Source organism: Sulfurovum sp., from assembly GCF_041562805.1.
In the GTDB taxonomy this organism is placed as follows: domain Bacteria; phylum Campylobacterota; class Campylobacteria; order Campylobacterales; family Sulfurovaceae; genus Sulfurovum.
In genome coordinates this window covers 1-13389 of record NZ_JBFFOH010000060.1, presented here as the reverse complement: position 1 = coordinate 13389, position 13389 = coordinate 1, and the positions used below count along the sequence as shown (strand labels likewise).

Annotated in this window: 19 protein-coding genes; 5 read left to right on the top strand and 14 right to left on the bottom strand. The window is 37.7% G+C overall.

Translation table 11 applies throughout. The annotated features are described in order from the left end of the window. Both rpsB and rraA read right to left on the bottom strand, forming a co-directional pair. The coding region (gene rpsB, locus ABYK33_RS08610; protein WP_373032725.1) for a 30S ribosomal protein S2 at nucleotides 1–305 on the bottom strand (305 nt) is incomplete at its 3' end. A gap of 307 nt (nucleotides 306–612) precedes the next feature. Beyond that, nucleotides 613–1098, bottom strand: a complete 486-nt coding sequence (gene rraA / locus ABYK33_RS08605; protein ID WP_373032723.1) for a ribonuclease E activity regulator RraA — start codon at nucleotides 1096–1098, stop codon at nucleotides 613–615. A gap of 91 nt (nucleotides 1099–1189) precedes the next feature. Between rraA and glmS the strand changes: the two genes are divergently transcribed. From glmS to ABYK33_RS08585, 4 genes are read left to right on the top strand one after another with little or no spacing between them, the layout of a single operon-like run. Continuing rightward, nucleotides 1190–1606: a methylaspartate mutase subunit S gene (glmS, locus tag ABYK33_RS08600; protein WP_373032722.1), complete on the top strand. Its 417-nt coding sequence runs from the start codon at nucleotides 1190–1192 to the stop codon at nucleotides 1604–1606. A 2-nt stretch (nucleotides 1607–1608) separates the two neighbouring features. Next, nucleotides 1609–2961 (top strand): methylaspartate mutase, encoded by a 1353-nt coding sequence (locus tag ABYK33_RS08595; RefSeq protein WP_373032721.1) that lies wholly within the window; start codon nucleotides 1609–1611, stop codon nucleotides 2959–2961. Next, the gene (locus ABYK33_RS08590) at nucleotides 2958–4151 is read left to right on the top strand and encodes a glutamate mutase L (RefSeq protein WP_373032720.1); all 1194 of its coding nucleotides are present in this window, start codon (nucleotides 2958–2960) and stop codon (nucleotides 4149–4151) included. Before ABYK33_RS08595 ends, ABYK33_RS08590 begins: the two co-directional genes overlap by 4 nt. Further along, the gene (locus ABYK33_RS08585) at nucleotides 4141–5700 is read left to right on the top strand and encodes an AMP-binding protein (protein WP_373032719.1); all 1560 of its coding nucleotides are present in this window, start codon (nucleotides 4141–4143) and stop codon (nucleotides 5698–5700) included. The genes ABYK33_RS08590 and ABYK33_RS08585 overlap by 11 nt, the downstream gene beginning before the upstream one ends. A gap of 51 nt (nucleotides 5701–5751) precedes the next feature. On the opposite strand, the gene bcp is transcribed toward ABYK33_RS08585, so the two are convergent. Then, nucleotides 5752–6225, bottom strand: a complete 474-nt coding sequence (gene bcp / locus ABYK33_RS08580; RefSeq protein WP_373032718.1) for a thioredoxin-dependent thiol peroxidase — start codon at nucleotides 6223–6225, stop codon at nucleotides 5752–5754. Between the two features lie 40 nt (nucleotides 6226–6265). On the opposite strand from bcp, the gene ABYK33_RS08575 reads away from it, so the two are divergent. After that, entirely contained in the window at nucleotides 6266–6481 is a 216-nt protein-coding gene (locus ABYK33_RS08575; RefSeq protein WP_373032717.1) for a hypothetical protein, read from the top strand. Between the two features lie 77 nt (nucleotides 6482–6558). Here the strand turns inward: ABYK33_RS08575 and ABYK33_RS08570 are convergent, their stop codons facing one another. From ABYK33_RS08570 to ABYK33_RS08520, 11 genes are all read right to left on the bottom strand, one after another. Next, nucleotides 6559–6735, bottom strand: a complete 177-nt coding sequence (locus ABYK33_RS08570) for a hypothetical protein (protein WP_373032716.1) — start codon at nucleotides 6733–6735, stop codon at nucleotides 6559–6561. Nucleotides 6736–6737: 2 nt separating this feature from the next. After that, the gene (locus ABYK33_RS08565; RefSeq protein ID WP_373032714.1) at nucleotides 6738–8177 is read right to left on the bottom strand and encodes a S1C family serine protease; all 1440 of its coding nucleotides are present in this window, start codon (nucleotides 8175–8177) and stop codon (nucleotides 6738–6740) included. Continuing rightward, the gene (locus ABYK33_RS08560) at nucleotides 8174–8617 is read right to left on the bottom strand and encodes a DUF523 domain-containing protein (RefSeq protein WP_373032713.1); all 444 of its coding nucleotides are present in this window, start codon (nucleotides 8615–8617) and stop codon (nucleotides 8174–8176) included. The genes ABYK33_RS08565 and ABYK33_RS08560 overlap by 4 nt, the downstream gene beginning before the upstream one ends. Nucleotides 8618–8619: 2 nt before the next feature. Further along, on the bottom strand, nucleotides 8620–9099 hold the full coding sequence (locus ABYK33_RS08555; RefSeq protein ID WP_373032712.1) for a DUF420 domain-containing protein: 480 nt from the start codon (nucleotides 9097–9099) through the stop codon (nucleotides 8620–8622). 181 nt (nucleotides 9100–9280) lie between these two features. Continuing rightward, entirely contained in the window at nucleotides 9281–9583 is a 303-nt protein-coding gene (locus ABYK33_RS08550; RefSeq protein WP_373032711.1) for a hypothetical protein, read from the bottom strand. Then, on the bottom strand, nucleotides 9584–9946 hold the full coding sequence (locus ABYK33_RS08545) for a chaperone NapD (protein WP_373032710.1): 363 nt from the start codon (nucleotides 9944–9946) through the stop codon (nucleotides 9584–9586). A 38-nt stretch (nucleotides 9947–9984) separates the two neighbouring features. Continuing rightward, entirely contained in the window at nucleotides 9985–10461 is a 477-nt protein-coding gene (locus ABYK33_RS08540; RefSeq protein WP_373032709.1) for a PAS domain-containing protein, read from the bottom strand. Nucleotides 10462–10551: 90 nt separating this feature from the next. After that, a complete protein-coding gene (locus ABYK33_RS08535; RefSeq protein WP_373032708.1) occupies nucleotides 10552–11508 on the bottom strand; it encodes a hypothetical protein in 957 nt (318 codons plus the stop codon). Beyond that, nucleotides 11505–11858, bottom strand: coding sequence for a hypothetical protein (locus ABYK33_RS08530; protein ID WP_373032707.1), 354 nt, complete (start codon nucleotides 11856–11858; stop codon nucleotides 11505–11507). Before ABYK33_RS08530 ends, ABYK33_RS08535 begins: the two co-directional genes overlap by 4 nt. Continuing rightward, nucleotides 11855–12397 (bottom strand): ferredoxin-type protein NapF, encoded by a 543-nt coding sequence (locus tag ABYK33_RS08525; protein WP_373032705.1) that lies wholly within the window; start codon nucleotides 12395–12397, stop codon nucleotides 11855–11857. Before ABYK33_RS08525 ends, ABYK33_RS08530 begins: the two co-directional genes overlap by 4 nt. 2 nt (nucleotides 12398–12399) lie before the next feature. Then, nucleotides 12400–13389: nitrate reductase cytochrome c-type subunit (locus tag ABYK33_RS08520; protein ID WP_373032703.1), on the bottom strand; the 990-nt coding region annotated here is incomplete at its 5' end.

Here is a 13389-nt window from a genome sequence, read left to right as displayed (position 1 = left end):
TAGTTTGTTAACATTCCACCTAACCATCTAGTTGCAACGTAAGGCATACCACATCTCTCAGCGTGCTCTTTAACTGCTTGTCTAGCTTGTTTTTTAGTACCTACGAAAAGTACTGTTTGTCCTTCAGCTGCTGCATCTCTTACAACATTGTAAGTATATTTGAAATATCTAAGTGTTTTTTGAAGGTCGATAATATAGATGTTCTTTCTTGCACCGAAAATGAATTTCTTCATTTTTGGATTCCATCTTCTTGTTTGGTGCCCGAAGTGTACACCACATTCGAGTAAGTCTTTCATTGTTACCATAAGTTTCTCCTTGGTATATCGTTAATAGAATTTTTACACTGTAAAAACTCAGTTAAAAGCATAGCTTCATCACTAGGTTTAAGAGTTGGATTGATAATCATCCAAATCGTCCGCTGTAGTCATCAACACGTTATGTGCAACCAGTCAAGGAATAACTACATGAGTATTTCCATTATTCAAGCTATTTTCATAGCCTCTTGGAGAATAAGGAACGCGATTATACCGAAAAGATGTTTAAATTTTCATAAAGGCGGATAAATCACTTTGAAAGAGATCCGGCTACATGATCCCTCTAAATCTTTTTAAGCTACTCCAGTGTCAACGCATCACAAGAAACGATCACACCATCTTCATCAGCATAGACCCATTCACCTTCTTTAAAGTCAATATTCCCAAAGTGCAATGTTGTACTTTTTGTACAGGGAGATATTTTTGTACTTCTTTTAGGGCATGTCCCCAGAGCAAATAATCCTGCATCAATAGTTTTTGTTATCTTTGTATCTCTTACATATCCATTGATAATGATACCTTCCCAACCATTTTTTGCAGCAAATCCCATAAGGTTATCGCCTACAACAGCACAAAATTTTTGTTCTACATCTACTACGGCTACTTTACCTTGCCCCTCTTCATCTCTAAGCATGGCAACCAGGCCTCTGTTATCCTCATCCAATTTTATGGTGACGATTTGCCCACAAAAACCTTCTTTAGCCCCGTATGATGATAAGTTCATCTCTAGTATTTTTACATTATCTGTGTTGGCATCACATAGATCTGCTGTTGAAAAAGTCATTATTTTTCCTACTTTTTTTATAAAATTATACATTATTCCTAGCGTTTATCCAATATTGGGTAAAATCATGCTACTAATCAAAGGTAATATTATGCGCGTAGTCACAGGTGTTGTAGGGAACGATATCCATGTTGTAGCCAATAGGCTCATAGAGATCTCTCTAAAAGAGAGAGGTTTTGAAGTTTTTAATTTAGGTGTAAATACCTATTTAGAAGAATTTATTGATGCAGTCATAGAGACAGATGCAGATGTATTGCTAATTTCATCACTCAATGGTGAAGCAGAAGGTTGGTCAAGAGATCTACTCTTTTTAAAAAATAGATTTGATCTAGAAGGGGTTATCTTTGCCATTGGCGGTAATCTTAGTGTTGGGGAAGCCACGCAAGAAGAGCTGGTTCCCAAGTACAAAGCCTATGGATTTGATTTGGTATTTCATCAAATTGACCTTAATGAGGGGCTTGATCTCATAGAAGAGACCCTTAAAGAAAATCCGAAGGCAGGTATATAATTATGTTTCAACAAGAACGAGAGATTATTACCAAAACACCTTATACTGACAGTTTTGATTTTGATGAGATAAAAGAGTTTATCACTGGTGCCAGTAAAAACCTATTTATTTCACATAAATTTAAAACATCTGACAAAATTTTAGTCCAGCCCCGTGGTGGGTTTCCTACCTATGATAAAGTCTTTGAACTTTATGGTGAATTTACCAAGGCAGGGGTAGATATACTTCCACTTACTATAGACAGTAATACCAGACTCAATGACTATGAGATGGCTAAAAAAATGTTGGCTCTCTCTGAAGAAAATGATGAAAATATGCTCAACGGATACCCTCTTGTAAATCATGGTTACCGCAGCACACGAAAAATGGTCACGCATTATGATACACCGATCAGTTTACGTCATGGAACACCTGATGCAAGGCTGCTTATAGAGGTGGCATTGGCTTCCGGGATTTTTGAAATAGAGGGAGGCCCTATTACCTACCTACTCCCCTACTCAAAAAACTTTCCGCTTGACAAAGCATTTTTATATTGGAAATATGTAGAGAGAGTCTGTGCAGAGTACTCCGAACTGAACGAACCTATCAACCGTGAGTCTTTTGGACCACTTTCTGCAACACTTCAGCCTCCTGCTATTGTGATCGTTATTCAGCTTTTAGAGATGCTGTTATCACTTGAAGAGGGGGTAAAGTCCTTCTCTGTCAGTTTCTCACAGACGGGTTCTATGTCACAAGACATTGTAAGCTCAAACGTCATTAAAAAACTAGCCAAAAAGTATGCTGATAAGATCGGATGTGGTGATGCGGACATTCATCTGGTTTACCACCAATGGATGGGAGCGTTCCCAAGGAACAAAGAGTTTTCAGATTCACTTATCAATACCTCTACGGTTATTGCAGCCATGATACGTGCTGATAAGATGATCACCAAAACCAGAGATGAGTCATTTGGTATCCCAACAAAAGAAGTAAATGCCGCTGCTGTTAGAAATACACAATACACGCTCAATATGTTAAGAGGGCTTCCTCTTATCTCAGATGCCGAAGAGGAAGAGAATCTTACCGAGATGGTAGATGACATTATGGAAGCTGTATTCAATGATCCTGCTGATACATTATGGAGACAAGTTTTCAACTCTATCAAAAATGGGATCATAGATATTCCGTTTTCTCCACATATAGCAAACAACGGTGAAGCCATCACTGTAAGAGATAAAAACTACAACATCCGCTTTTATGAGAGAGGAAATGTGCCAATTAGCGATAAATGCTTGGCTTTTGAGCGTTCAAAAATAGATTTATGTGGACAATCATTGGTTGACCATATTATTCATGATATAGGGATAATGCTGTGAACAAACTACAAATAGACATAGGAAGTACCTACTTCAAGACCAGTGCCAACGGTGAGATAAACCAACACTTTAGAAATTTTGACACCACTATTTATGATGACCTGCATAATAAATGTGCAGACCTTCTAAGAAACTACAAAAAAGAAGAGATCTCTATCTGTAGTTCTGCCAATGGTGGGTTAAGCACGCTTATTATTGGTATTACTTCTCTTTTTTCATTAAAGTATGCCACTAACATTGCTTTTAATTCAGGGATCAATATTATTGATACGATTCTCTATTCGACCATAGAGGAAGCTGTGGTACCTACTGATATTATAGATGTGGTTATCGTAGTAGGTGGTATAGATGGTGTCAAAGCCAAGTTTGATGAAAAGTTGATCACCTATCTAAAAGAGGTGAACTATCAAAACATTGTCTATGTAGGAAATGAACAAAATCATGATTTCTTACATAGTAAGTTGGATGACCTCATCGTTTTAAAGAATATTATAGGTGATAAACTACAAGTGCAAGAGGATGAGCTAAAAGAATATTTAACGCACCTTTATCAGTCGGATATCACAGGGAAAGAGGATATTAAAAAGCTTTATGAAATAACCTCAAATCAAATTTATTCAACACCCTATATCGTTAATAATGCTTTGCCTAAATTAGGAACACTTTTTAGCGTGGCTGATCCATTTTTAGTTATCGATGTGGGTGGAGCTACAACAGATATCCACTACAGTACTGATCTAGTAGACAACAAAAACATTATGACCAGCAGTGGTTATGACAGACTAGTCTTTAAAAAGCTTGGTGTATTTAAATCCAGAGAGAGTTTGGTTTTTGGTGCAAAAAATAATGAATTTGTCTATGAGCTTCTAGATTACCTCAAAGTTAATGAACATATTTTAGATGAACACAGCGACAAAGCAACTGTGGTTCTCATGCAACTGGCTATTTTCCTGGTGCTGTATCAGGTATCCAAAAGTCATCATGAGTATGTAACACTTAAATTAGAAATTTTAAACAGCATCGTGTTGACAGGTGGAATTTCAAAAGTGTTAAGTGATGAGGATATAGACAAAATTATTGGCTTCTTTTATAAAAAGATACTTAACTTCACAGAAACTCCAAATGTCATTACTGATAGAAACTATGAAATTTGGACTTTAGGAATAAGGGAGATAAACAATGCAGAATAGTATTAGATCGTTATTAGAAATAGCGCATAAAAAACACCCCAACAAAATAGCTCTAATAGAAAAAGAAAATAAACTCACTTACCAAGAGCTATTGACAAAAGTAAATCAGTTAGCCAATTATTTTAACCAACTGGGTCTAGAAGATGGTGCAAGAGTTGGGATATACTCCAATAAAAGTATAGAACAGGTCATTACGATACTTGCTCTGCTCTCTACGCCCTATATTATTGTTCCTATTACACGTTTTTTAAAGCCTGAGCAAGTTGAATATATTATCAATGACGCTGGAATAGAGTGCATTGTCACTGATAAAACCAAGATCAGCACGATAGAGAAAATAAACTTTCAAGGTCAAATGATAACTTTCGAACCTCTTCAGGATGCACTGGTTTCACTTAAAGAGATCTATAAATGTTTTAATTCTAACTTTGATCTAGAACTTGATACTGATTTACCTGCTATTATCACCTATGGTTTTGGTAGTGATGGCTCTCAAAAAGGTATTGTGATGACACAAAAAAACCTTTTAGATGGTACAAGAATCGTTTCTAACTATTTAGATCTAAATGAAGATGACATTATCTCCGGACTGCTTTCATTTAACTTAGACTATGGACTGAATCAAATTTTTTGTACGCTCCATGCAGGGGCAACTTTGGCACTTCATAAGTTCATACTACCAAGTAACTTCTTTGGACATTTACTTAAAGACAAAGTAACCGTACTGGCACTTATGCCTGTACATATTTCAAAGATGTTTGATGAAGATTCTCATAGACTGCCCATGTCAAGTCAACTTGACCATGTACGTGTTATTACCTCTTCAGGGGGGAACATCACTAAAGAGATGGTTAAAAAAGTGGATGACTACTTCAAGCCAGCAAAGTTTTACTCCATGCATGGACTTATCGAAGCACTAAGAAGTACCTATCTTGACCCGTCACAAATTCATATAAGACCAACCTCCATAGGTAAAGCCATTCCTGAAGTTGAAGTATATATTATCAATGAAGAAGGCAATGAGTGTCAAGCTTATGAGGTAGGCGAGCTTATTCATAGAGGCTGTTGTATCTATCAAGGATATTGGAACAGCGAAAAATCGACAAAAGAAAGATTTAAGAACATCTCTATTTTAGAAAAAGTAATCACGATAGAAAACCCTGATGAGATAGTCATCGCTACGGGTGATTATGTATACAAAGATGAAGAGGGCTACATCTACTTTGTAGACCGAAAAGATGATATGATCAAAACATCAGGCTACAGAGTAAGCCCAAAAGAGATAGAAGATGTCGTCTATAGTAACTTCAAAGAGATCAAACAGTGTGCTGTCTTTGGTGTACCTAATGCCCAGATAGAAGAAGAGATCATTTTGGTCTATAGTGCTAAAGACAAGATACCTCTCAATGAGATAACATTTGAGCTTAAAAAGCATTTAGCGACTTATATGATGCCAACAACTATTGAGTTTAGGGAGTCTCTTCCTCTTAAAGCTTCACATCATGAGGTTGTAGATAAAGCGGTTCTGAAAAAAGAGTTTTTAATATAGTTTCACTCTACAAAATAGTTTTACACTATCTTGTAGAGTATTCAGAAGAAGTTATTGTGCTTGTTGTAACTCTTCGAGTTTCGCCTTCACATCATCCACATGATTTTTCACTCTGACTTTTGTCCATGTTGCAGCTACTTTTCCATCAGGGTCTATGATGAAAGTAGAACGTACCACACCCATATACTCTTTACCCATAAACTTTTTAAGCTGCCAAATACCAAAAAGATTACAAAGTTCTTTCTCCTCATCTGCCAAAAGTGTGATACCAAGCTCTTTTTTGTCTATAAATTTTCTGTGTTTTTCAGGAGAGTCAGGACTCACACCTAAGATAATGGCACTTAAGTCTCTGAAGTCCGGCTCTGCTGCTGTAAAGTCGCATGCTTCAGTAGTACAGCCTGGGGTGTTGTCTTTCGGGTAAAAATAAAGGACTATCCATCTTCCTTTAATATCTCTAAAACAGATCTCTTCTTCATCCTGGTTTGGCAAACAAAAATCCGGTACTTGTGTCCCTACTTCTAGCATACTGTATCCTTTATTATTTCTTTTTGGGTAGTATAACAGAATGAATAAAGAAAATGAACACTCAAAAGAAGAATTACTGGCAGATATAGAAAAACTCATCGCTTATGGCAGAAAAGAACCAACCATCAACCCTGCCCTTTTAGCTTACCTCGAAATAGACGATCTCATCGCTACCAAGAAAAAACTGCTTGAAAGAGTAGGCACACTAAGTGAAGAAGATAAAGAGTGGCTACAACAGTTTAAGAAGTATGAATAACCACTATAAAAACGTTATAAAGTTATATATTTGATACTTCATCGATAGGCATTATAAGTTAGCTACTTACATCCTTCTCACATTTCGTCAGGATTCTCAAGTACATCCATCATGGACTTTACATCCTTAAGAGATATCTCACCACCTCTATCGTCTACCATCCGTATTAAGGAATGATAGTCTTCATCGGTCAAAGTATTGATTACCTCTTGTAGATAGTCTGTGGCCTCATCAGTGAGGGTTACTTCCGTCACATCTATTTCCTAAGATCTATCGACTTGTCAAACTCAATATTATACTTTTTAAGTATCGCACTCTGTTTCGTTTGAGCTTCTTCTCTATCGATGATCACTTTCACACCGTCATTGTCTTCTAAAACGATATACTGACTCTTCACTGCGGTCATCTTTTGGTAAAATTCATTAAAGTTCTTAAATGCTTCTCCATTGACTTTATCTATAGGCCACATTGCAAAATCATTGTCTCCCCTACTCATATCTGAAGCCAATACTTTCAGTAGAACAACCACTTCACTTTTATCTCTTTCCTGCCATTTTGCAGCCAAATAACTAAGTTTTAAACGGTTACGATTTGTCGAAACGATAAGATTTCTGGTTAAAGGTGAAAAGACATATCCACCATAAACAAAATACCTCGGCATCGTATCATAACGTGTTGTTTTGACCAAATACATATCATCAGCTATGCAATTTAAATCTGCCTCAACTTGCAATTTTTTCTTATCTCGGATGATGTCAAGCTTTACTTTTTCACCCATTTGATAAGCGTCTACAAAATGCTGATAATGTGTAAACTCATGTTTTCTGAACTCTACAGTACCGTCATTTTCTACATTGTGTCCATCTACAGCAGTCAATATGTCACCTTCCTGAAGCAATCCTGCAAGTGAGGAATTATGTACCACCTTCACAATAAGTTTTCCACTGACATTATCATCAAGCCCATAATAGCGTCTTATCGCAGGGTTTTCCAGTTTTTGTGTACCTAATCCCAAATCGGCAAACCCGTCATACTTTCCATCTTTCATATCTTCTATGAAATGTTTGACCATATTCACAGGGACCAGGTAACCAATGTTTTGAGATTTGCTGATCAGTTGCATCACCACACCGACTATCTTCCCATTAGAGAGTGCAGGTCCTCCAGAATTTCCAGGATTGACTGCAGCATCTACCTGGACTGCCAAAAAAGACTCTCCACTATGTGCATAGGCATGATGCTCTATACGTGAAACCACTCCTATCGTTGCAGAGAGGGTATTCCCTCCCATAGGATAACCGTAAACCACAATTTTTTGTTCAACATAAGGAAGTGTACCAAAGGTCAATGGTTTCACGCCTTTAAAAAAAGCTTTATCTTCTACCTTCAAAAGTGCCAGATCTGCCTGATGTGAAACTGCATACACTTTTGCAATGTAGCGTTTTCGTTGACCATAACGCTGTACTTCCAAAAAAGCTTGGTCAGCTACAACATGTGCATTTGTAAGAATGTATCCACCTTCTATAATGGCACCCGAACCTGTACTGCTGCGCATTGAACTGTTCCAAGGTTCTTGATAATTCGGTATTTTTGCAGTGGTATAAATTTTAACAATAGCTTCTTTGGTACCATTTTCATATGATGCACCTGCTGTTAAAAACAATGTACTTAGCAGTACTGTCCAAATTATTCTCATATTGATCCCTTAAAATCTTCTGCATCTACGCAGCGTATATTTCGTTTTTTTGCTTCTTTTGTCATCAATCCTGCTTCTTTTGAAGAGAATAGATTTTGCTTTTCGTCGTAAAGTCTTGCAGAACATACACCACAACTTGGACTTCTGTCTTTACCAATAAACAGATCCAACTTACTATGTCTATCAAAAAAAAGTCTGGCATATTCAGTTATAGGCCCTGAAAGATCTTCTCCAGTCAAATTAGATAGCGCTTTATCTTCTTGTTGTGTTCGCACTAGGTCCATCGTAGGACGAGGTGAACCAAAGGCAAAATCTTCAGGGCAAAAAGGAATGAGTTGTGCATCTTTTAATTGTTCTAAAAGTATTTCATTTTTATTGTCTGTCGCATCATAGCGACACTTCTCACCCAAAAGACATGCAGAAATTGCAACCTTCTTCATGTTTAGAATACAAAGAGTAACGCATAGACCCAGGCACCTGTCAACATGGTGAATATAATACCTATAAAGGTCCATTGTCCATCTCTTTTATGTGTTGGAGAATAAAGTCCTGGAAGCGTGGATTGTTTTTTAGATCGCTTTGCAAAGTAAAGTGTTTTTACCCATAGAATCAATGTGATCACAGAGATGATGATATGGAAGATCAATACATACAAAAGATAATCATGTGATACAGAACTACCCTCCATCAGGTTTTTATATCCACCTTCCATACGCACACCAAACTCAAAAAATCCTACCACAATTACAGAAATCCAAAAAAGTAATCTCTGTACACTTTCATGTGCACTATAATTCCCTTTCTTAGCAAGAGAGATCGCCCCATAAATTAAAAAAGGCAACGCAGCAACAATTACAGATACAATATCCATAAAAAGTGGTGCTCTCGTTCCTAAAAATCCTGTTTGAAATATATAATCCATAAACACTCCTATTTAATTTTTTTTTACAAATCACAACAGATCTTAGCTTGTGCTATTTCTGACATAGTGTTTATCTTATTATGTAAATTTGTCTGATTATAGCAAAAGGTAATGAAAATTCTATTTATTTTATCTTATATGACGGGAAGAACCGTCATAGTAGTAGACTTTGAAGAAAGAGTTACGCGTTAGGTGTCCACTCTGTACTTTCTTGTGCAGTTTGATCTTTCTGTGCTTCAATTTCTGCTTCGTATGCCATGATCTGTTGACGAACTTCATTGATCTGTGCGGGAGTGACATTGTCTTCCGTTGACCATGCAACTTCAATTTCACCCCCATACTCTTCACCCATCATCTCCACTTTCTGCGCATATTCATAAATGTCCAGACAAATTTCCATGCTCTCTTCTTTCATGGTATCACTTAATTCGATGTACCACCGTCCCAGAGGGTTGGTTTTGATGACTGATTCAATGACTACCATTTATATACCGCCTTTAAAATCTTTCTTTTTCAAATCGCCGTTATAAATAATATCACGCACATCTATACTGTCCATATTTAACATATCAGGTACAACATCTGCCTCTTCAAGCTCTTTAATGGCACCTTCAAGTTCTTCCTGGTAGGTTTGCATCATATCTGCTGCAAGTACACCTTTGGTTTGCTGGATATGCACAAGTTTTTTGATCTCTTCTTCAACCCCTGAACCCTCTACGGTAACGATCATTTTACCTTTTTCTTTGTCACCAAAGTGATATTCACATACACCACTTGCTTCCAACTCTTCTTTTAGAGTGTCATAATTTTCTGGTTTTACCTGAACTACTATACTTGATATATTCATTTTTTCTGCCTTTCTTTTCTTATTTAATTTTAACAAAATCAGAGTAACTTTGCAATCTGATCTAACTGCTCATCTGTCACATATAAGACGACTCGGGAGCTCTGTTCTTCGCTTTTTCTTAATGCATCATAAGTGTTTTGCATCTTGATCTTTGTTTCTCTATCTATCGGAGACCGTAAAGACTTGTACTCGACAAGCTCTCCATTTTTATAGACGCCGGAGACGTTGGCGTGAACCCAATAGTACCCATTGTCCTTGCGTCTATTCTTCACATAACCCTGCCAGCTCTCACCACGTCCAAGTGTCTCCCAGATATCTGCAAAAACTGACTTGGGCATATCGGGGTGTCTGACAATGTTGTGTGGCTTGCCTATGAGCTCATTCACCTCATATCCGCTGATCTTGGCAAAGGCCTCATTGGCATGAATGATCACACCGCTGAGATCAGTCCTTGAGATGATTTCTACATGCTCAGGCACTTGGGTTTCTATAAACATATCAAATGTTGTATACATACTCACTCCTTTTGTGCTGATTTAGAGAGGATAAAAGTTCCTCTTGCACCGTTGTCCTCAGTTGGCAATTCATAGTTCTGGTACTATTTATCATTTCAATCTCCACATCATGACCGTCTCATCATCACTGGAAGAGAAAAGTGTATTTTCATCTTTGAAAATAATATTATTTAGTGTACTCTTTTGCCCTTGAAGTTCTGCTATTTTTACCTTAGTTGACCTTATATAAATGGAAATATTATTTTTTTCATCCATAGCAAAAGCGACTCTTTTCGTACTCGGACTAAGCCCTGTGGCATAGATGAGAAAAGAGGCTTCTATATATTCACCCTTCCCTGTGAGGGCATCATACACAGACGCCCTTCTGTCCTGTCCAGCAGCAGAAACAATGCCTTGTTTAAAATCCACCTTATAGACATTGTCTAGATTAAGCCCTTTAAGTACCTTGATCACTTTACCTGTAGCTGTATCTATGATGTTAAGCACACCGCTTTCACAACTATAGACAGCTTGCGTTTTTGCTTCATTTAAAGCAAAATCTGAAAACTTCGATTCACTTAACTGTATACGGTACACTTCTTCTTTACTTTTAATGTCAAACAGTGCAGCTTCGTTACTAAGATAGCCTAGTAAGATCTGATCTTTGTTTATAAACCTTGCTTTAATGGCTGCCTTCTTATCTACTGATGAGAATAACTGCGTAGTGACATTGTTCTCATGTACCCAAAGGTTCGCATAACCGCCTTTCCCACTGTCACTCAAGAGTAGATAACGTCCCTCTATTTGATCGATGGAGTAGACACGAGGGGCTATCATGTCTCCCATAAAGTCTTGTACTTCTGGAAGTGTGATCGTTTTAGTAAAAACCCTGGATTCATAGTCATACACCTGCAACACTCCATTGTCTGTACCTATCAATAGTGAATTCCCGTAAAGTACCATATCTTTTGTAGTTCCATTGACCCCGATCTCCAACACAGGTGAAAGTAGTGAAGCACCCTGCAGGCAGGCTAAATTGAGAAATAGAACTATAAAGATCTTTTTCATGCAACGATCTCCTCAAGAGACCCAAATACCATATGTGCAATACCCTCTTCATCCAAATCTGTTTGTATCCCATAGAGATCTATATCTGAAAGATAAAACTCTTCTATATCTTTATGCTCACTAAGTCTTTTTACCAACTCTATCATAGTCGGTTCTCCTACTGCTTCTTGTAACATATCAGTAGTATAGAGTAGAAAATTATAATCTTCAGGATCTATGGCATCAAATTCATCTGAATCATCATCGTCATAGTTCACATCTATGACCAGTAAGTATCGTAATGCTGACACATCTTCAGGTAGCTTTGTAAAAAGCTTTGGATAGGATTTTTTTAGGGTTTCTATAGTCAAGATATTTGCTCCATTGTGTTATCTGTAACTGCAAGGGGTCTTGCAGTAAAATCTATGGCTTGTGTGGGACAGCGTCCCAGACAAAAACCGCAACCGGTACATCTATCCATATCTATGACAGGATTAAACATACCATTGAAAAGTATAGCATCATCGATGCATGGTTCTTTACAGGAAAAACATATTACTCCATTATGCGCTACACAACCCTCAGTGGAGATACGAAATGTGGCATTAATATGCTCTGAATTATGACCGTTCTCCAGACTCAATACATTTGGTTCACACACACTTGCACAATCTTCACAAAAGGTACAACCGCTTTTAGAAAAATCTAGTCGAGGTGTGCCATCTTCCTGGATTACTATGATCTGTTCATCACAAGAAGCGACACATGCCTTACTTTCACATGCAACACACTCACTCTGAAAAAGAGATTCATTTAAACCATAAGGAGGCCTCACCACGAGGGGTGAGCTTTCCTTAGTTTGTTCTAAAGGTTTTCTAAATGTATTTAGAAAATCACGCCTACTTGCCACTCTTACTCACCTTCCATATAAGGTGCTGATTCGGATACTTCAAAATCAACACCTTCATTCATAGCATCAGCAAGATCCGAATGACTTTTCAGTTCATCACCTTCTCCAAAATCAGGTCTGAAGGTATTAGCCACAGATGTTTTCATTTTTGACTGTGGTGCATGACACTGCGTACAGTTAAAACGCCCTTGATACAAGGTATCAGTTGTTGTCGTTTCTGCGATGACAACATCTGAAGTATTTGCCATAGTTCTTCCGAGAACCTGTCCTTCTTTAATAACTACACCGTCTTTCATTGTCGTAGATGGTCTATAGTTTGTAAAGTGTGTTGCCGGGATCGGTGTAGAACCTACACTTGGTGCGATTTCAGGCAAATGGCAACCAAGACACTGGTTGTTCATCTTTGTAATAGGCAATAATCCTTCAACAGAATGTGGGATCATCGGTGGTGCATCTTTATACGCTCTTTCAAATTTTGTCGATGATCCAGGACTTGGTCTGTTGTAGTCTGCCTGTGTTCCAGTCGTTGTATCTTCACTGTAAAGATCTGTTTTTCTAAGCCCCATGGATGCTTCAGATACTGACTTTTGATTATTGAAGTCTTCATCATGTATACGCGTTGCATCAGACGCACCTTCATTAAGGTTGACATAGGTTCCACCTGCTGCTGCTACTGCTGCAGCTGCAGCATGTTCTGTGGCTTTTTGTGTAGGTACACCTGCTTCAGTTTTCATCAGTAATGACATTGCTTCGATCTCATCATCACTAAGATTTTTTACTTGTGCTTCCATCAAGCCTTTCATAGTATCCCCATAGGTACCATTTTTATAACCCATCATTGCATCTTTGATCTCTTTATAAGACATATCTTTGACTATCTTCGATTTCCCCAAGGCTGCCTTCTCAAAGTATTGTCCATGACATCCGGTACATGCTGCAACACTTACTGCATATGCACCTGTAGTTGCCAATAAAGCACCAAGTGCTACTAC